Genomic DNA, 17,352 nt, shown 5'->3' with positions numbered 1-17,352 from the left:
GCGGGCTCATTGTCGCGAAGCGGGTAAGCCGTTCGCCACTGTCGCGGTCGCGGGCTCGGTTGGCTGCATCAGGCGCGACTGCCGGGCAGGCTTGACGCCGATCGAGTTCAGCAACGTCGCAGCGACGATCATCACCAGAATGCCGCCGGCGCTGAGGGCGATCTGCATCGCAGCGCCATTCGAGATCTTGAGCAGCGCCATATGGCTGCCGCAGGCCAGCAGCACGCCAAGGCAATAGATCGGCAGCGAGTTCTGGCCGCAGCGGATCATGCTGCGCAGCAGCGGCGTCTTCAACGCCGGCCAGTCAGGCGGCACCAGCCGTACCGCAAGAACCGCGATGGCCAGAAAATGCAGCAGCCGCATCGGATCGAGATTCGATTTGTCCGATGAGTGAACCAGCTTTGCCAGCGCCACCGGGACCACGGCCTCCAGCGGCTTGATGTGCCCGCTCAGGGCAATGAAAAGGCTAACGAGCAGATACAGCACGGCAACGACCAGCGCCGTGCGTGAAATTATCCATGGCCGGACACGCTCGCCCGCGATCATCCACCACGCGCCGAGCACGACCAGGAGCTGCCAGGCCATCGGATTGAAGGCCCAATGACTGCTCGGCCATGCCGGCACCGTCCAGCCGAAGACATACACCAGCACATAGAGTGCGAAGGAGGCGCCCAGCGTCGCGTTCGGCCGGCGCAGCAACAGCCACAACAGCGGCGCGAACAACAGGTGAAGCAGCACGAAGATAGGCAAGACGTCGGCATTCACGGGACGGTATTGCAGGATCACCGCGTGCGCGAGCGTCGCGCCCGGATGCTCCAGCAGGACGCGCGTATTGCTCGCATCGGCAAGATCGTCGCCGCCCGCGAGGTAGATCATGATGACGCAAGCGAGCGTGAGCAGCAGAAACGCGGCATAAATGTCCCATCCACGCCGCAGCGAGCGGCTGATCACGCCGTTCCAGCCCTCGTGCTGACGCGCCCGGCCGTAGGCCAGCGCACAGGTGACGCCGGACATGAACATGAAGACCTCAGCGGCATCGCTGAAGCCGTAATTCCGTAGCGTCAGCCAGCTTCCGATGTTGTTGGGGACGTGGTCAAGGAAGATGCACCACAGCGCGATGCCGCGGCAGGCATCGATGCGCAGGTCGCGGCCAGATCCTGTGAGCTCCGGCGGTAGCTCGCCGACCAACGGCTTCGAGGTGTGTATTCGATCGTGCATTTGGCTGCCCTGACCGGCGTGCGATCACGCTTTCGGTCGAACGCTGATCGATGGGGCACGCTCCGGGACGACTTTGCAATTCGGGTTGCTCGCGATGCTCCGGAGGGTGCGGGCGCCGACCGAGCCGATGTGGTTGCCGGCTACCGGGTGGTTGAGGCTTCGCTTGTCGTGGCGCCGTCGCCCATGCCATTGCCGCGATCCTCCGGGCTGGCAGGATTGGTGGCATCCCAATTCATTTCCAGGATCTCATCGCCGACAACCGGGACGAGGAGCTGCTTGCGCATTTCAGCGAGGCGGGCACGGCAATATTCCCGGTAAAGCAGGTCGAGTATGGACATGGTCGAATCCTCACTTGATCAGCACTATTGACGCCCCATGCAATGTTTTCGGTCATTTCGCCCGCGGCTGAGGACGGCAGAGCCGGCGGATATTGTTCTGACGAAGATTGCTATCCCGCGCCGCCCAGGGCGCGGTACGACGTCACGATCGGGAAATCGGACATCCAGGATGGAGCAAGCCGATCATAGCCCGGATCATTGAATTCGATTGGTTGCGAACAACGGTGCGAGGCTGCAGCTGTGCTTGCAGCCGCTGCGCCGGTGATGTCCAAAACGGACGTGATAACGGCAACCAGAAATAGCTTCATCATGGCTATCTCCTCTTAAGAGAGATATTTTCACCACGACTTTCGGAAATTACTTTAGTCCGGATTTTCCTGCTTCGACGTGAACCAGCTCACATGCAGTGTCGGTCACGATGAGTGACAGTAGCAGACGGACGGCTTAGTTTCTTGGACTTCCGCGCACCCGTATTGGAAGGCCAGTGCGCGAAGCGCAAATTGCAGGTATCAGCGGTAGTCTATCGGAATACCTTCTCCCGTTGTTGTGTGAGGCTGGGAGAGTCCGGATGTCCGAAGCCGATTTCGAATCGATTCAATTTTCCGCGCGCGAGCTCCCGAAGCGGGTGCGCATCCCGATGTGGCGCGAAGAGTTCGGACGGCGCATCGTCCACGTCGACATCGAACCCGCGTCGGACGTTCCATTTCAAGCCGAAGCAACGTTGCAAGCGCTTCAGGGGCTGCGCGTGATCGCATTGAAGGGATCGGCCATGCGCTTCACGCGTTCGCAAGCGAACATCGTTGACGGCGATGACTCGATCGGCCTCATTGTCAACTATCCGAGTGTGTGTCGGCTGTCGCAGCGCGGCCAGGAGATCGAATTCCGCGCTGGCGACGCTGTCGCGATTCTGCACTCGGAGCCGGTCATTGTCTCCTACGTCGAAGGACTTCAACTTGGTCTGGCCGTGCCGCGCGACGCGCTGGTGCCGCGCGTGACCGATGTCGACAGCCTTGCCATGCGGCCGATCTCGCGAAGAACCGAAGCGCTTCGGCTTCTCATGACCTATCTGAAGTCGGCATTGAAGCAGGGTGCTCTCGCCGCCCCCAAGCTGCGCGATACGATCGTGACCCACATCCACGACCTCGTGGCGCTCGCAATCGACGACTGCGCGCCATTGGGCGAGAGCAGCGCGAGCGCGGTGATGGCGGCGCGTCACAGCGCCGCCCTCGACCACATCACCGCGCACTTTCAGGACCCGGAGCTCAGCCTGGAGATCGTGGCCCGTGGCCAGGGCATCTCTCCGCGCTACCTGCAGCGCCTGATGGCGTCATCGGGAACGTCGTTTACGGAGCGCGTGAATGAGTTGCGGCTGCAAAAGGCGTTCACGCTGTTGACCGCGCCTCACGACGGTGCGCGGCGAATTTCCGACATCGCGCTGGAGGCCGGCTTTTCCGACATCTCGCATTTCAACCGGCTGTTCCGCGCCCGCTTCGGCGATTCGCCGCGCGGTGTGCGTAGCGCCGGAAGCCCTGCCGCATGACCTCGCGATGAATCGCGGAAACCGCAAAAGCGCGTCGCCGCCCTTCGCCGACGCCTAAAGCGCGATGAGATTTGGATGAATCGTCATCGCGCCTTAGGTTTTTGTTTGAGCATGGTCTCTCTCGGAAAACCGCTACACACTTTTCCGGATCATGCTCTAGATCAGCGCTGCGACGCGCAGCGTCGTCTCGATCTCGGCGAGGATCCGCGCCAACCGGTCGGCCCACGCCGTCTCGCCGGCCTGGTCGGAGATCAGGTCCTGGCGGATTTCGATGCCCGAATTCATCAGGCCGCGCATCTCGCCATGCACGGGAATGGTGTAGTCGGTCTCGTCGCCGACCGCATAGGGCTCGTTGTCGCCGACAACGAGATCGCCTTCGCGGCGCAGATGCTGCAACAAAAGCGGCGGCAGCACCCTGTCGCGGTGATAGAGCGTGCCGATGTGCCAGGGCCGCGCGATGCCGGCATAGACCGGCGTGAAGCTGTGCAGCGCCACCAGCACGGTCGGCAGGCCACTATGCGTACGCTCGTCGATGATCTCGTCGATGCGCCGGTGATAGGGATCGAAGATGTCCGCGCGGCGCGTCTCGGCTTCCTCGCGCGACAGGCCCTCATTGCCGGGAATCGTGGTGGCCTCGCTGATCAGCGGGATCGCGCTTGCGACATGCGGAGGGCGATTGCAGTCGATCACGAGCCGCGAGTAGCGCTGCGCGACCAGATGCGCATCGAGCTGCCTGGCGAGCCGCGTCGCGACGCCGGCGATGCCGATGTCCCATGCGATGTGCCGCGCGAGTTCGCCTTCGGGCAGGCCGAGATCGCCGAGCGCTGCGGGAATCAGCCTGCCGTAATGATCGCAGGTGAAGAGGAACGGCGAGCGGCCGGCGGGATTTTGTTCGAGAACCGGAGAAACGTCGGCATTTGCGAGCAGGAATGAGGCATTACCGACGCGATTCAAGGGTCTTTTCCTCAACTTTGCCTATTCAGGCAGCATCCGGTCTGGAATTGAGCAGCTTTCTCTATAGATTAAGCCGCCCAAAATCACGATGATTGTTTCGACGATGCCGCTGCTCACCATCCATCACAAGACTGTTTATCGCTACACGCACCCGGTGGCGTTTGGCGAGCACCGCATCATGCTGCGCCCGCGCGACGGCCATGATCTGCGCGTGCTGGGCAGCGAGCTCGTGATCGATCCGCAGCCGATGTCGCTGCGCTGGATCCACGACGTGTTCGGCAACAGCGTCGCGATCGCGGCCTTCGACGAGCGCGCCGACACGCTGTCGTTCGTCTCGACGGCAACCGTCGAGCATAATCCGGCGCACGAGTTCGCGCTGACGCCGGACGATCCCGCCTATTTCTATCCGTTCCTCTACGACGACGAGGAATTCCCCGACCTGCAGCAGTTCATCACGCCGCAATATGGCGATCCGCATGGCGAGCTGTCGGCGTGGGCGCGGCGCTTCCTCGACATCGAGGCGCCGACGCCGACGTTCAATATCCTGAGCGGTATGACCCACGGCATCCGCGAGACCTTCAGCTATCGCAAGCGGCATGAGCAGGGCACGCAGCATCCGCTCGACACGCTGAAGACGAAGTCTGGTACCTGCCGCGACTATGCGCTGTTCATGATCGAGGCGCTGCGGCGGCTCGGCATCGCCGCGCGCTTCGTCTCCGGCTATCTCGCGATGCCCGCCGACAGCGCGCACGGCTATGTCGGCGGCGGCTCGACCCATGCCTGGGTGCAGGTCTACCTGCCGAGCGCGGGCTGGATCGAGTTCGATCCGACCAACGGCATCGTCGGCACGCGCGACCTGATCCGCGTCGCGGTGGCGCGCGATCCGCGCCAGGCGATCCCGCTGCACGGCGTCTATCTCGGTGCGGCGGAGGCGTTCGAGCGCATGGATGTCGATATCAATGTCGTTTCGGTCGGCGAGGATGCGGAGCGGGAGACCGCCTGAGGATGGAGATCAAGGTCGGCTTCGAGATCACCTACACGGCCGCACAGGCGACGCCGATGGTGATCATGCTGTCGATCCACCCCTCGCGCTATTCCGACATCGTCGGCACCGAGCAGATCGTCGCCGAGCCCAATGTGCCGATCGGCTTCTATCGCGACAGCTTCGGCAATGTCTGCGGACGCCTGATCGCGCCCGCCGGCGGCGTCACCTTCCGCGGCCATGCGCTGGTGCGCGATTCCGGGCTGCCCGACGTGATCAATCCGGCCGCGCAGCAGGTCCCGATCGAGCAGTTGCCGGACGACCTGCTGCTCTATCTGATGCCAAGCCGCTATTGCGAGACCGACAAGCTGACCGACATCGCCTGGTCGCTGTTCGGAACGACGCCGACCGGCTGGGCGCGGGTGCAGGCGATCACGGACTTCGTGCATGGCCACGTGACCTTCGGCTACCAGCACGCCCACCACATGAAGTCGGCGCATGACGTCTACGAGAGCCGCGCCGGTGTCTGCCGCGACTTTGCGCATCTCGCGCTCACCTTCTGTCGCTGCATGGGCATCCCGGCGCGCTACTGCACCGGCTATCTCGGCGACATCGGCGTACCGCCGGATCCCGCGCCGATGGACTTCTCCGGCTGGTTCGAGGTTTATCTTTCCGGCCAGTGGTACACGTGCGATGCCCGCCACAACGTCCCGCGGATCGGCCGCATCCTGATGGGCACCGGCCGCGACGCCGCCGACGTCGCGCTCACCACGAGCTTCGGCCGCATGACACTCGCGAAATTCGTGGTGGTCACCGATGAGGTGGTGGCTTGAGGGAGGTCTCCGTCATTGCGAGGAGCGCAAGCGACGACGCGATCCATTCTTTGTGGAGCCCGATGGATTGCTTCGCGTCGCTCGCAATGACATAGAGGGCTCATGATCTCCGACCAGCTCTTCGTCTATGGCACGCTGATGCGCGGCTTCGACCATCCGATGGCGCGGCTGCTCGCGGCCAATGCCGACTTCCTGGGCGAGGCGCAGTGCCGCGGCCGGCTCTATCTCGTGAAGCATTATCCGGGGCTCGTGAAGTCCAACGATCCCGCCGACATCGTCCATGGCGAGTTGTTTCGCCTGCGCGCGCGCGAGGCGATGCTGCGCGAGTTCGACATGTATGAAGCTTGCGGCGAAGGGTTTCCGCTGCCGACCGAATATGTCCGCGAAATGCTGTCGGTCACGCGCGCCGACGGAAGTGCCGGCGAGGCGTGGACCTATATCTACAACTGGCCGGTGACGTCGCTGCCGCGGATTGCGTCGGGCAATTTCCTCGAACAGTAGCGATCGCGCGTAACCACATGCGCCGTCATGCCCGGGCTTGTCCCGGGCATCCACGTCTTTCTAGGTTGCTTGCGACTAAGACGTGGATGGCCGGGTCAAGCCCGGCCATGACGAAAAGGGAGTATTTTAGTCCTCGCGCACCACACGGACGTCGACCTCGCGCTCGACATAGGTCCACTCCTCTGACGCGCGGAGCATGCCGACCAGCTCGTCGAACAGCGCCGCATGTTCGGGGGCGAATTCGAACCAGGTCAGGAAATCGAAGGGAACGCCGAGGTCGCGCGAGTGATAGAGCTGGCGCGCGATCGCCGGCAGATATTTCAGCGTGCCGGCGATATGGTGCGACTTGTCCTCGAAGATCTTGCGCCGCTCTTCCTGGGTCAGCTCCCACCACGCCGCGTTCTTCCTGATCGGGATCAGCGCCGCATGCGTCGCCTCGGGACGGCCGAGCCCGGCCTGGACGGCGGCAAGCTGCTCCCTCTCGGCTTTCTCCGTGTAGCGCAGATTGCTGATGACGCCGGCGAGCCGCCACGAGGTTTGCGACGGCAGCAGCGGCAGCGCGATCGCCTCGCTGGCAATCACCGACAGCGCCGCCACTTTCGGCAGCGTCTCGCCCTTCACCCGCGCAACCGAGGTGACCTTCCAGCCGCCGCTCTGTCCGCCCCTGAACGTCGTGAACATGGTCCTATCCAAGCGCGGAACCGGGGAGGGTTCAAGTTGGCTGAAACGTCTCTCCACTATGGATTCCGAGGTAGCCCGGCGGACCGTGCCGTGACATGACGGGGGCTGTGAATAGCCCGGAAAAATCCCACATTCTTCGTCCCTCCGGCCGCAGCCCCTATATGGCTAGCCGGTTCACCCGCGACTCATGGACTTCGCGCTAAAATCCGCTCATGCGCTTCACGCCCCAATTCCTCGACGAGCTGCGCGCCCGGCTTCCGGTCTCGGAAGTCGTGGGCAAGCGCGTCAAGCTCAAGAGGGCGGGGCGCGAATGGAAGGGGCTGTCGCCGTTCCAGCAGGAGAAGACGCCGTCCTTCACGGTCAACGACCAGAAGGGGTTTTACCACGACTTCTCCTCCGGCCGGCACGGCAACATCTTCGATTTCGTGATGGAGACCGAGGGCGTCACCTTCCCGGAGGCGGTCGAGCGGCTGGCGGCGATGGCGGGCATGGCGGTGCCGGCGGCAACCCCGGACGCCGCGCGCCACGAGCAGCGCCGCCGTACGCTGCACGACGTGATGGAACTCGCCACGAAATTCTTCGCCGACACGCTCGCCTCGCGCAACGGCGCCAAGGCGCGCGGCTATCTCGGCGACCGCGGCATCTCGCCGGCGACGCAGCTCCAGTTCCGCATGGGCTACGCGCCGCCGGATCGTTTCGCGTTGAAGGAGCATCTCGGCGCGCAAGGCATCTCCACCGAGGACATGGTGGAGGCGGGGTTACTCGTTGCCGGCGAGGACAAGCCGGTGCCGTTCGATCGCTTCCGCGACCGCGTGATGTTCCCGATCAGGGATGCCCGCGGCCGCGTTATCGCCTTCGGCGGCCGCGCGCTCGAGAAGGACGTGCCGGCAAAATACCTGAACTCGCCGGAAACCACGCTGTTTCACAAGGGCGACAACCTCTACAACCTGTTCACGGCGCGCCAGGCCGCGCATGACGGCGCGCAGCTCATCGTGGTCGAGGGCTATGTCGACGTCATCGCGATGGTCACCGCGGGCTTTCCCGGCGCCGTCGCACCGCTCGGCACCGCGCTCACCGAGAACCAGCTCGCGCTGCTCTGGAAGATGGCCGACGAGCCGATCCTCTGCTTCGACGGCGACCGCGCCGGGCAGAAGGCGGCCTACCGTGCTGCGGACCTCGCATTGCCGCAGCTCAAGCCCGGAAAGAGCCTGCGGTTCGCGCTTTTGCCGGAAGGGCAGGACCCCGACGATCTCGCGCGCTCCGGCGGGCGCGGCGCGATCGAGGAGGTGATCTCGGCCGCGCGCCCGCTCGCCGACATGGTCTGGTCGCGCGAGATCGAGGGCGGCAGCTTTGACACTCCCGAACGGCGGGCGGCGCTCGAAGCGCGCATCGGCGAACTCACCAACGGTATCCGCGACGAGGTGCTGCGGCGCTATTACCGCCAGGATATGCAGGAGCGCCTGCAGCGCACCTTCGCCCCCGAGGGCGGGCGGGGCGGCTATGCCAGGGGCAATTTCCGGGGCGGCCGGGGCGGCGAATCACCCCGTCCGTTTACCCCCCGCGGCCCGAACCAGGGCGGCCGGTTCGCCCAAAGGGGCGCCGCCCCCGGTCTCGCCCGCGGCCCGTACCAGGCCGCCAGCCCCCAGCTCGCTAACAGCCCGATCATGCGCGGCCAGCGCAGCGCGATCTCCCGCCGTGAGGCCTTGATCCTGCAATCCCTGATCAACCACCCCTGGCTGCTGCACGACCATCTGGAGGAGGTGGCGGCCCTCGAACTGGCCCATCCGGAGGCCCACAAGCTGCGCGCCGGCATCATCGCCGCCTTCGCCAACGATCACCACCATTCCCCCGATGAGGAGGAGCAGGCCGAGAAGATGCGGTCCGACCTCGACCGGGCCGGATTTTCGCAAATCCTTCAAAGGGTTGAGCGGGCGGTCACGACCGGGGCGGTGTGGGGCGTCGGGGTCGGCGCGGCGCGTGAGGATGTTTTATCGACCTGGCGCCAACTTGTTGCCTTGCATCAGAAAACCCACGCCCTACTTAGGGAAATGAAAGACGCCGAGCAGGCTTTGGCTCAGGATTCCAGCGAAGCCAATCTGGCGTGGTTGCAGGATATTCAGGCCCGGATGGCAGAAGCTGACGGGACCGAGGCCCTGATCGAGGGTTTTGGGGAATTATCGGGCCGGTTCCAGCGTAGTGTCTGATGAAAAAATGCTGCGGACGGCGCTGGGCGTGCTAGCAAAAAGACTCGCCAAATCCATGGTTTGGCTGCAAAAACAGGGTTAAGCGAAACTTAATAGCTACGAAGCATTTTCAGGCGAAGTGGTGTCCGGTTCGCCGTCAGAAAATGCGTCAGATTCAAATCTGTCGCGTCTTCCGATCGTAAAACCGGGGTCCACTTTTACGGAAGACGCGACGGGCTATTGCAGATGGAAACCGTCGAGACGGATGGCAGGGGTGGCGACAATTTGCGCCGCCCTTTGTGCGTCGAGAGTTGATCAGGTGAAATTGTGCGAGATGCGCGCGCGACGCCATCTCGCATGAGCGCGTTTCGGGAGCTTAGTGAATGGCCACCAAGGCAAAGACGCTGCAGGTTAAGGACAAGGAAAAAGACGACAAGGCAGCGGATGCTCCTGAGAAGGATTCCGCCGACGCGCCGTCGCCGTTGCTCGACCTGTCGGATGCCGCGGTGAAGAAGATGATCAAGCAGGCCAAGAAGCGCGGCTTCGTGACCTTCGATCAGCTCAACGAAGTGCTTCCCTCCGACACCACCTCGCCCGAACAGATCGAAGACATCATGTCGATGCTCTCGGACATGGGCATCAACGTCACCGAGGCCGAGGACACCGAGGGCGAGGACGAGGACAAGGACACCGACGACGATACCGACAACGAGCTCGTCGAGGTCACGCAGAAGGCCGTCACCGAGGTCAAGAAGAGCGAACCCGGCGAGCGCACCGACGATCCCGTGCGCATGTATCTGCGCGAGATGGGCACCGTCGAGCTGCTCTCCCGCGAAGGCGAAATCGCCATCGCCAAGCGCATCGAGGCCGGCCGCGAGGCGATGATCGCAGGTCTCTGCGAAAGCCCGCTGACCTTCCAGGCCATCATCATCTGGCGCGATGAATTGAACGAAGGAAAGATTTTCCTTCGCGACATCATCGATCTCGAAGCTACCTATGCCGGTCCGGAATCCAAGGGTGGCATCAATCCGAACATGATCGCCGGCGCCGGTGCCGAGGGTGCCGCCGCGGAAGCCAATGGCAACGGCGCTGACGCGGGCGCGCCCGCGCATGTCGCGCCGCCCGCAGCTCCGCCGTCGCCGACCCCGTTCCGCGCCGCGCCCGCCGGTGGCGAAGCCGAAGGCGAGGAGAAGGACCCGGGCGAGGCCGCGGCCGAAGCCGACATGGACGACGACGAGTTCGAGAACCAGATGTCGCTTGCCGCCATCGAGGCCGAGCTGAAGCCGAAGGTGGTCGAGACCTTCGACAAGATCGCCTCCGAGTACAAGAAGCTGCGCCGCCTGCAGGAGCAGGACATTGCGAACCAGCTGCAGAGCGAATCGCTCTCGCCCTCGCAGGAGCGCAAGTACAAGAAGCTGAAGGACGAGATCATCGTCGAGGTGAAGTCGCTGCGCCTGAACCAGGCCCGCATCGATTCACTCGTCGAGCAGCTTTACGACATCAACAAGAAGCTGGTCTCCTTCGAGGGCCGCCTGCTTCGCCTCGGCGACAGCCACGGCGTCGCGCGCGACGACTTCCTGCGCAACTACCAGGGCTCCGAGCTCGATCCGCGCTGGCTCAACCGCGTCTCCAAGCTGTCGGCCAAGGGCTGGAAGAACTTCGTCCATCACGAGAAGGACCGCATCAAGGAGCTGCGCCACGAGATCCAGTCGCTGGCCGCGCTGACCGGGCTTGAGATCGGCGAATTCCGCAAGATCGTGCACGGCGTGCAGAAGGGCGAGCGCGAGGCCCGTCAGGCCAAGAAGGAGATGGTGGAAGCCAACCTCCGTCTCGTGATCTCGATCGCCAAGAAGTACACCAACCGCGGCCTGCAGTTCCTCGACCTGATCCAGGAAGGCAATATCGGCCTGATGAAGGCGGTCGATAAGTTCGAATACCGCCGCGGCTACAAGTTCTCGACCTACGCCACCTGGTGGATCCGGCAGGCGATCACCCGCTCGATCGCCGACCAGGCCCGCACCATCCGCATCCCCGTGCACATGATCGAGACGATCAACAAGATCGTCCGCACCTCGCGCCAGATGCTGAACGAGATCGGTCGCGAGCCGACCCCGGAAGAGCTCGCCGAGAAGCTCGGCATGCCCCTGGAGAAGGTCCGCAAGGTCCTCAAGATCGCGAAAGAGCCGCTCTCGCTCGAGACGCCCGTCGGCGACGAGGAGGATTCACACCTCGGCGATTTCATCGAGGACAAGAACGCGATCCTGCCGATCGACGCGGCGATCCAGTCCAATTTGCGCGAGACCACCACGCGCGTCTTGGCCTCGCTGACCCCGCGCGAAGAACGCGTGCTGCGCATGCGCTTCGGCATCGGCATGAACACCGACCACACGCTGGAAGAAGTCGGCCAGCAGTTCTCGGTCACCCGCGAACGCATCCGCCAGATCGAAGCCAAGGCGCTGCGCAAGCTGAAGCATCCGTCAAGGTCGCGGAAGCTGCGGAGCTTCCTGGATAACTAACCGACGGACATCAATCCAAATGAAAACGGCGGGCCGAGGCCCGCCTTTTTTGTTTAGCCAGAGCGCGTCACATTTCTCACGCCAGCGCCCGCGGCCACCCCTCTCCCCAACCTCGACTCACATTTGTGACTAACGCCGGGAGGAGTTGTGACGCGACGTACAAAGGCCATGGCACGATGTGAGGTGAGCACACCCGTCAGGCTCCCTCTCCCGCGTGCGGGGGAGGGCGGGGTGGGGGTGTTGCTGCGAGTCGTATCTCGCGTGTGGAAAAAGCCCCCACCCAAATCGCATCTTCGATGCGATTTGACCTCCCCCGCAAGCGAGAGAGGTAAGCCGCCGCGCGGCGCAATCAGGGTCTACTTCTACTTCTTCGCCCCGACCCGGCTGACGCTCTTGATCTCGAGCTGCGGCTTGCCGGATTTCTCGGCGATCTCGCGATCCTGCTCGCGGATGAAGGCACGCGCCGGTTCGTCGCCGTCGAGCCCGCCGAGCAGTTCGGCCGGGACGCGGCGGTTGGAGCGTTGGCTGTTGTCCTCGTAGACGACGTTGAAGAAGGCGAATTCGCCTTTGGGATTGGTTCCGGGTTTCTTGGCCATGGGCGGCTTGTGGTCGATCAGCGCGTGCCTGTCAAAGCAAATAGCGCCTTCTCCGGCGATTGCCTGCCCTGCGCCAAGAACGGGGCCTCTGTCGCTTTCATCGCAGGGGTAAGCCAGCTCATGGGCGAGCCTTGCGAAGGTTTGCGGGTTCCAGAGCGGGATTCAGCGGTAACCACGTTGCAGGATTGTCCGGGAAAGCGGGCCGCGGTTACGAACTGTCAGGGATTACGGCATTTGCTTCTCGTCAGATCGTATCGCGACGAGAATGGTCATGCCTATCGGTCGGTACATAGCCTGGGTTGGCGCATCGCTGTTGGCGTTGCTCTTCATCGCCGGCTGGTGCCTGCCTGACCCGTCGCCCGAGCCGGGCGGCGGCCCGATCGAGAGGCCGGTTATTCGGATCGCGTCGGTTCAGCAACCGCCCGAACTTGTCGTCATTGACACCAGTCTGCCCACCATCGTCCCGCCGCCAACGCCAGTCGAACCGATAGCGACAAGCGAACCGGCGACAAGCGAACCGACGCCGGCGCGCTCGCTGGCATTCGCACCTCCGCCTCAGACGGCGGTCGACACCGATCGAAAAACCAGGAAGGCCAATAAGCGCCAGGCACCCAAGGTCGCGACCATCCAACCTCGGTTGGAGCCCGCTCCCGCGCCCGTCGGCCCGGCGGCATCAGCTCCGCGCACCAAACTATCATTCGCGGATATCCTGTCCGGACAGCTGGTGAAAAACCTGTTCAACCTGCGTTGAAGCCTGGGCTTGTCGGCCGGCTGCGCGTGGTCAGGCCCACCGCGCATCGATCGCGGCAGGACTAAGAAGAGGTTGATAAGCCACCTATGTGGCGCATTCCGGCGCGAGCTTCAACGCCTGCAACAGCGCGGCAAAGCCTTCCGGGCGCCGACAGGTTCGAGGCTCGACGGCAACCTTCCCACGGTCGGGATTTCTGATCTTCTTCGGCGCCTTGTCCTTGATCCCTCCGCCGGCAAGTACGGACGCGGGCTTTCTGGCCTTGGTATCCGGTGCGCGCTTGCTCTCAATCTTTGGAGGGCGTGTTGGGGCAGGAGGCTGCGGTGGCATTTCATCCGGCGCCTTCGCCGCCGGCGCAGTTGGCTCCATGGCGACGACGTTGCCATGATAAGCGATGTCCAGCCTGTCCGCCGCGGTCAACGTATCCGCAGAGAATGCTCTGCCGACGGTCGTGGTTTGCTCCGGACGAGCTTCCGCGGTCGGTGGCGACGCCGACGTGCCGGCGTCGAGAGCGACGATGGCGACCAGGCCGCTCGCGCAAAGAACCGCAACGCTGACTGCCTTGATCACGGTCAACCCCGCGCATTCAGAGGGTGCGAATTCGCAACTAGCGTAGGGCTGAATCAGGCGCTTGAGCGGCAGCCGGGCAAGAGGGCGATGGCGCTGCGGATTAGTTTCGCAGCAGAGTTAACGGCGGTTGCGGGCGCGAACCGGCGCCCACCCCGCGTCAAGTGCGGGGCAGGCTTTCGCTCGAAAACGCTGTCACGGCCGGCTCGACGCGGCAGCGGCCGGCGACTACGCTTCGGAACCATGTCCGGCTCAGAGCTCACCGTCTGGTACAACACGCGCTGCCCGGTCTGCGATGCCGGCATCGACTGGCAACGCAGCAAGCTCGTCGCCGCGATGCGCGAAGGCTACATCGCCTTCAAGGACATCAACCAAGCGCCCGATGCGCTCGCCGCTTACGGCGCGTCGCTCGACGACGTGCGCCGCCGCCTGCATGCGACCGACGAGGCTGGACGCCTGATCGTCGGCGCCGACGTCGCGATCGCGCTCTGGCGGCTGACAAAGGGCGAGGCTTGGCTCGCGACCTTGTTCGGTAACCGCGTCATGTTGCCACTGACGCGGTTCGCCTATGACCGGTTCGCCGACCTGCTGTTCGCCTGGAATAGGCGGAAGGGGCGGTGGTGAGCGCAGACTGTGCGCGTCGGCCGTTAGGATTCCCGGGGTCTCGGATCGCGCGCCAAATGAACAGCGCGTGAACGCCGGCGATTTTCTGACGATCGTCACTTGCGCTGTTGCGGCCGATTCGCGTATGAGGCGCATCCTGCTGTTTCTGCAACCAATCTTTTGAGAAGCGATATTCGGACATGCCCCACGCTACCTACGACGCCAACAAGGCGCTCGTGCTCGCGCATTATGATGCCGTGACCAATCGCCACGATCCGGATGCGATCCGCGCGCAGCTCACGCCCGATTTCTTCGACCACGCCGCGGGCAAGATGATGAGCGCCGACGACGTGATCGCGCATTCGGCACAACTGCACGAGACCTTCGCCAACTTCTCGGCGGTGGCCGAATGCCTGGTCGCCGAACGCGACATCGTCGCCGGCCGCGTCGTCTGGCGCGGCGTCCACCGCGGCCCGTGGCGCGGCATCGCCCCGACCGGCCGCCACGTCGAATTCCGCGGCATGACGTTCTGGCGGATCAGGGAAGGGAAGATCTCGGAGCGCTGGGCCGAGGTCGATTTCGCGGATTTGGAGCGGCAGTTGAAGGGGTGAGCGGAACGTGTTCAGCCCACGCTCGCCGGCGCGAGACACGGAAGAGATCCGTCAGGTTTCTCGGTCACCCGCCTGGCGCGCACGCCTGATGGCGTCTCGCCGAAATGCCGGCGGAACATGCGATTGAAATGAGAAACATCACCAAAGCCGACCGCAAACGCGATATCGACGATCGCCAAATGCAGATGGTCCGGGTCAGTCAACATCGCGAAGGCACGCTCAAGCCGGCATCCTACAAGATGCTCGGTGAACGACTTTCCGGTCCCCTCGAGCAGTTTTTGTACGTATCGCCGCGACATACCGAGTGCCCCGGCGACATTGTCCAGATCGAAATTGGGATCGCTGAAGCGTCGCGCAACCTCCGCCAGGATCGCCTGCAGCTTGGCTGCCTTCACGCCACGCTCCGTAACGATGTTTGCAGCCTCGGCGGTCGGCCCGAGCGTCGCGGCCACGAGATCGAGCAGATGTACGCCGACCGTGGAGGCGAGTTTTGATGACGGAGGTTCTTTGAAGGATGCGAGCGACCGCAGGTAGCGGTCGAGGAGTCTAAGCGCCGGTCCGGGACGCACCGGCCGACCTGATAGATCTTCCGGCTGCGCAACCAGAGACTTAAGGGCGGCAGCCGGCACGGTCACGAATCTGACGCTGCCGCCACGCGGCCCAAATACTCGCAGCGGCCTTCCCCGGTCAACCAAACAAGCGGAGCCGGCATCATGGACATGTTCCTGGCCAGCATTTGCAAACTGGACCGGTCCAGCCTCGACGATGTTCAGTCCGAATTGGTCACGGCTATCCTTGAGGTGGTGGTTGTGGCGGATAAACTCCACCGGCGTGGCGACAAGGCGACAAACGCCAACCGCGCCGAGCGGCAAGCAGGTGACGTCGATGCGCGGGCGGCCGCCGCTGTGATCTATCACGTCCAATGCAAGGTTCAGCCGCTCAAACTCCTCACGGAACGTGGAGAACCGCGCGCGCTCCGGCAGCATATCGGTCGACAATCGCAAAAGGTGAGATGACGTTGGCATCTCGACCTCCCGTTTCGAGGCCCCGCAAGAGATCATATCGGACCGCGCCTCGCTGCATTTGTGAAATGGATTACATGGGGAAGATAGGCTGCGCGACGTGACCGAGCGCCGGGCGTTGCGCGCTGCACGGGATCAGTTTGCTCATACTCCGCGCAGGTTGTGGCGGCCAATGAGATCGCGGCTTGGTCGCCGAACGCGACGTCGTCGCCGGCCGCGTCGTCTGGCGCGGCGTGCACCGCGGCCCGTGGCGCGGCATCGCCCCGACCGGCCGCCACGTCGAATTCCGCGGCATGACGTTCTGGCGGATAAGCGGAGCGCTGGGCGGAGGTTGATTTCGCGGATTTGGAGAGGCAGTTGAAGGGGTGAGCGGAACTTGTCTCACTTGATCACGGTCATCCAAAAAATCGCGCTCGGACCGGACCAGTTTGGCGGCGTCGGATCGAACCGCGGCGCTGTGGGCCAAGCGTTGTTCTAGCCAGCTTGAACCATTTCGCTTCGTTTGGGCGCATGAAACCGTAGCGCAGAATCGACGACTTGATCGCCATACTTTGCTCGCATCCTCCCAAGGAACGCCGGTTCGTTGGCTACACAAAAGCCAAGCAATCCCTTTAGTCGGCTGCGTTCCACCTGATTCAGCAGTTCCTTAGATGACCTGTGGAGCATTGAAGAGATTAATCGTTTCCTCTGTCTGCCTACCGAGATCGCTCCGACTGGTGTCACGACGAGGCCGGTGACGAGCCGACGTTGGCCTTTCTTAAAGAGGCCACGCTTCTCCTCGTTGAAGGTAAGCTTGGGATACTTCAAGGCCTTGACTGTGCGTCGGGCAACCTTCTCGAAAGCTAGGATGACGTCGACAGTTGAACCAGATACAGTAATATCGTCGGCATACCGGGTGTAAATGACACCAATTCGCTCAGCCTCCGCGCTAAGGGCGACATCCAGCTCATAGAGCAGAACATTGGAGAGAGCAGGGGAGGTTGGGGCTCCAATGGAAAGACACTTCGGGGTTATGATCTCTTTTGCTGTCCCCAAAACATGATTTGAGAATAAAGCCTAACATCGCTCTGCAGCACCTCGGCATTAGGCGTAAGTTTCGCAAACCGTTCCCAGTCAGAAACTTTAATCGACGGGAAGAATTGCTGAAAATCCAGCTTCAGAATTGAGTTCATCTCTTTACCCTTAAAGGTAGGAACAAGTTTGGCGTGCTTATCGTCCCGAAGGGCGAGGAGCGAAGGCGACGAGAGATAAGCTCGCCGGACTTGTTCCTACCGATAAGCCTTAACAATACCGCATTGTCTGGCGAAGCGCCCGACACAAGCTCAGCTAGCATGCTAGAGAACTTGAACGCGTAAAGAGTGGGCTGGAAACTGAATTACTAATCTGGGGCGGTCAAGATCGCTCTAGCAGTCTGCTGAAAAACCTCTCGCCGTAGCGAGAATTTGCTGATTCAATTTTT

General features: G+C 63.0%; 19 protein-coding genes. 10 read left to right on the top strand and 9 right to left on the bottom strand.

Annotated elements, in window-relative coordinates; translation table 11 throughout:
* Positions 1-6: 6 nt before the first annotated feature.
* The 3 genes from ACFFWD_RS14010 to ACFFWD_RS14000 all read right to left on the bottom strand — a co-directional run bounded on the left by ACFFWD_RS14010 (position 7) and on the right by ACFFWD_RS14000 (position 1,867).
* Positions 7-1,218 (bottom strand): OpgC domain-containing protein, encoded by a 1,212-nt coding sequence (locus tag ACFFWD_RS14010; RefSeq protein ID WP_376965964.1) that lies wholly within the window; start codon positions 1,216-1,218, stop codon positions 7-9.
* 140 nt (positions 1,219-1,358) lie between these two features.
* Positions 1,359-1,556 (bottom strand): hypothetical protein, encoded by a 198-nt coding sequence (locus ACFFWD_RS14005; protein WP_376965962.1) that lies wholly within the window; start codon positions 1,554-1,556, stop codon positions 1,359-1,361.
* A 110-nt stretch (positions 1,557-1,666) separates the two neighbouring features.
* Positions 1,667-1,867 carry a hypothetical protein gene (locus tag ACFFWD_RS14000; protein WP_376965960.1) on the bottom strand — a complete coding sequence of 67 codons (201 nt, stop codon included), beginning with the start codon at positions 1,865-1,867 and terminating at the stop codon, positions 1,667-1,669.
* Between the two features lie 173 nt (positions 1,868-2,040).
* Between ACFFWD_RS14000 and ACFFWD_RS13995 the strand changes: the two genes are divergently transcribed.
* Positions 2,041-3,096, top strand: coding sequence for a helix-turn-helix transcriptional regulator (locus ACFFWD_RS13995; RefSeq protein WP_376965958.1), 1,056 nt, complete (start codon positions 2,041-2,043; stop codon positions 3,094-3,096).
* A 156-nt stretch (positions 3,097-3,252) separates the two neighbouring features.
* On the opposite strand, the gene ACFFWD_RS13990 is transcribed toward ACFFWD_RS13995, so the two are convergent.
* The gene (locus ACFFWD_RS13990; protein WP_376965956.1) at positions 3,253-4,050 is read right to left on the bottom strand and encodes an N-formylglutamate amidohydrolase; all 798 of its coding nucleotides are present in this window, start codon (positions 4,048-4,050) and stop codon (positions 3,253-3,255) included.
* Positions 4,051-4,153: 103 nt separating this feature from the next.
* On the opposite strand from ACFFWD_RS13990, the gene ACFFWD_RS13985 reads away from it, so the two are divergent.
* The 3 genes from ACFFWD_RS13985 to ACFFWD_RS13975 all read left to right on the top strand — a co-directional run bounded on the left by ACFFWD_RS13985 (position 4,154) and on the right by ACFFWD_RS13975 (position 6,366).
* Positions 4,154-5,053, top strand: a complete 900-nt coding sequence (locus ACFFWD_RS13985; protein ID WP_376966046.1) for a transglutaminase family protein — start codon at positions 4,154-4,156, stop codon at positions 5,051-5,053.
* A 2-nt stretch (positions 5,054-5,055) separates the two neighbouring features.
* The gene (locus tag ACFFWD_RS13980; RefSeq protein WP_376965954.1) at positions 5,056-5,865 is read left to right on the top strand and encodes a transglutaminase-like domain-containing protein; all 810 of its coding nucleotides are present in this window, start codon (positions 5,056-5,058) and stop codon (positions 5,863-5,865) included.
* 102 nt (positions 5,866-5,967) lie between these two features.
* On the top strand, positions 5,968-6,366 hold the full coding sequence (locus tag ACFFWD_RS13975; RefSeq protein WP_376965952.1) for a gamma-glutamylcyclotransferase family protein: 399 nt from the start codon (positions 5,968-5,970) through the stop codon (positions 6,364-6,366).
* A gap of 126 nt (positions 6,367-6,492) precedes the next feature.
* Here ACFFWD_RS13975 and ACFFWD_RS13970 read toward each other — a convergent pair whose 3' ends face one another.
* On the bottom strand, positions 6,493-7,047 hold the full coding sequence (locus ACFFWD_RS13970; protein WP_376965951.1) for a chlorite dismutase family protein: 555 nt from the start codon (positions 7,045-7,047) through the stop codon (positions 6,493-6,495).
* A 212-nt stretch (positions 7,048-7,259) separates the two neighbouring features.
* On the opposite strand from ACFFWD_RS13970, the gene dnaG reads away from it, so the two are divergent.
* Both dnaG and rpoD read left to right on the top strand, forming a co-directional pair.
* Positions 7,260-9,251 carry a DNA primase gene (gene dnaG / locus ACFFWD_RS13965; RefSeq protein ID WP_376965949.1) on the top strand — a complete coding sequence of 664 codons (1,992 nt, stop codon included), beginning with the start codon at positions 7,260-7,262 and terminating at the stop codon, positions 9,249-9,251.
* A 362-nt stretch (positions 9,252-9,613) separates the two neighbouring features.
* Positions 9,614-11,746 (top strand): RNA polymerase sigma factor RpoD, encoded by a 2,133-nt coding sequence (gene rpoD / locus ACFFWD_RS13960; RefSeq protein ID WP_376965948.1) that lies wholly within the window; start codon positions 9,614-9,616, stop codon positions 11,744-11,746.
* A 362-nt stretch (positions 11,747-12,108) separates the two neighbouring features.
* Here rpoD and ACFFWD_RS13955 read toward each other — a convergent pair whose 3' ends face one another.
* Positions 12,109-12,342 (bottom strand): hypothetical protein, encoded by a 234-nt coding sequence (locus tag ACFFWD_RS13955; protein WP_376965946.1) that lies wholly within the window; start codon positions 12,340-12,342, stop codon positions 12,109-12,111.
* 271 nt (positions 12,343-12,613) lie between these two features.
* Between ACFFWD_RS13955 and ACFFWD_RS13950 the strand changes: the two genes are divergently transcribed.
* A complete protein-coding gene (locus tag ACFFWD_RS13950; protein ID WP_376965945.1) occupies positions 12,614-13,093 on the top strand; it encodes a hypothetical protein in 480 nt (159 codons plus the stop codon).
* An 84-nt stretch (positions 13,094-13,177) separates the two neighbouring features.
* On the opposite strand, the gene ACFFWD_RS13945 is transcribed toward ACFFWD_RS13950, so the two are convergent.
* A complete protein-coding gene (locus ACFFWD_RS13945; protein WP_376965943.1) occupies positions 13,178-13,666 on the bottom strand; it encodes a hypothetical protein in 489 nt (162 codons plus the stop codon).
* Between the two features lie 234 nt (positions 13,667-13,900).
* On the opposite strand from ACFFWD_RS13945, the gene ACFFWD_RS13940 reads away from it, so the two are divergent.
* Complete coding sequence (locus tag ACFFWD_RS13940; protein WP_376965941.1) at positions 13,901-14,281, top strand: thiol-disulfide oxidoreductase DCC family protein; 381 nt, start codon at positions 13,901-13,903, stop codon at positions 14,279-14,281.
* A gap of 179 nt (positions 14,282-14,460) precedes the next feature.
* Positions 14,461-14,871: an ester cyclase gene (locus ACFFWD_RS13935; protein WP_376965939.1), complete on the top strand. Its 411-nt coding sequence runs from the start codon at positions 14,461-14,463 to the stop codon at positions 14,869-14,871.
* An 11-nt stretch (positions 14,872-14,882) separates the two neighbouring features.
* Here the strand turns inward: ACFFWD_RS13935 and ACFFWD_RS13930 are convergent, their stop codons facing one another.
* Complete coding sequence (locus tag ACFFWD_RS13930) at positions 14,883-15,857, bottom strand: helix-turn-helix transcriptional regulator (protein ID WP_376965937.1); 975 nt, start codon at positions 15,855-15,857, stop codon at positions 14,883-14,885.
* Positions 15,858-16,078: 221 nt separating this feature from the next.
* Here ACFFWD_RS13930 and ACFFWD_RS13925 point away from each other — a divergent pair, with 221 nt between their 5' ends.
* Complete coding sequence (locus tag ACFFWD_RS13925; protein WP_376965935.1) at positions 16,079-16,228, top strand: ester cyclase; 150 nt, start codon at positions 16,079-16,081, stop codon at positions 16,226-16,228.
* A 139-nt stretch (positions 16,229-16,367) separates the two neighbouring features.
* Here ACFFWD_RS13925 and ACFFWD_RS13920 read toward each other — a convergent pair whose 3' ends face one another.
* Entirely contained in the window at positions 16,368-16,928 is a 561-nt protein-coding gene (locus tag ACFFWD_RS13920) for a reverse transcriptase domain-containing protein (protein WP_376965933.1), read from the bottom strand.
* Positions 16,929-17,352 lie beyond the last annotated feature (424 nt).

This window comes from Bradyrhizobium erythrophlei (assembly GCF_042430365.1).
In the GTDB taxonomy this organism is placed as follows: domain Bacteria; phylum Pseudomonadota; class Alphaproteobacteria; order Rhizobiales; family Xanthobacteraceae; genus Bradyrhizobium; species Bradyrhizobium erythrophlei.
The sequence above is the reverse complement of the archived record's forward strand: the minus strand, read 5'-3'. Positions and strand labels throughout refer to the sequence as shown.

Excerpts from the sequence above, each read along its gene's own strand:
- ACFFWD_RS13930 (WP_376965937.1), bottom strand. The coding sequence starts at position 15,857 with ATGCTGCCGGAGCGCGCGCGGTTCTCCACGTTCCGTGAGGAGTTTGAG.
- ACFFWD_RS13940 (WP_376965941.1), top strand. The coding sequence starts at position 13,901 with ATGTCCGGCTCAGAGCTCACCGTCTGGTACAACACGCGCTGCCCGGTC.
- ACFFWD_RS13975 (WP_376965952.1), top strand. The coding sequence starts at position 5,968 with ATGATCTCCGACCAGCTCTTCGTCTATGGCACGCTGATGCGCGGCTTC.
- ACFFWD_RS13955 (WP_376965946.1), bottom strand. The coding sequence starts at position 12,342 with ATGGCCAAGAAACCCGGAACCAATCCCAAAGGCGAATTCGCCTTCTTC.
- ACFFWD_RS13935 (WP_376965939.1), top strand. The coding sequence starts at position 14,461 with ATGCCCCACGCTACCTACGACGCCAACAAGGCGCTCGTGCTCGCGCAT.
- dnaG (WP_376965949.1), top strand. The coding sequence starts at position 7,260 with ATGCGCTTCACGCCCCAATTCCTCGACGAGCTGCGCGCCCGGCTTCCG.
- ACFFWD_RS13985 (WP_376966046.1), top strand. The coding sequence starts at position 4,154 with ATGCCGCTGCTCACCATCCATCACAAGACTGTTTATCGCTACACGCAC.
- ACFFWD_RS14010 (WP_376965964.1), bottom strand. The coding sequence starts at position 1,218 with ATGCACGATCGAATACACACCTCGAAGCCGTTGGTCGGCGAGCTACCG.
- ACFFWD_RS14000 (WP_376965960.1), bottom strand. The coding sequence starts at position 1,867 with ATGATGAAGCTATTTCTGGTTGCCGTTATCACGTCCGTTTTGGACATC.
- ACFFWD_RS13970 (WP_376965951.1), bottom strand. The coding sequence starts at position 7,047 with ATGTTCACGACGTTCAGGGGCGGACAGAGCGGCGGCTGGAAGGTCACC.
- rpoD (WP_376965948.1), top strand. The coding sequence starts at position 9,614 with ATGGCCACCAAGGCAAAGACGCTGCAGGTTAAGGACAAGGAAAAAGAC.
- ACFFWD_RS13980 (WP_376965954.1), top strand. The coding sequence starts at position 5,056 with ATGGAGATCAAGGTCGGCTTCGAGATCACCTACACGGCCGCACAGGCG.
- ACFFWD_RS13950 (WP_376965945.1), top strand. The coding sequence starts at position 12,614 with ATGCCTATCGGTCGGTACATAGCCTGGGTTGGCGCATCGCTGTTGGCG.
- ACFFWD_RS14005 (WP_376965962.1), bottom strand. The coding sequence starts at position 1,556 with ATGTCCATACTCGACCTGCTTTACCGGGAATATTGCCGTGCCCGCCTC.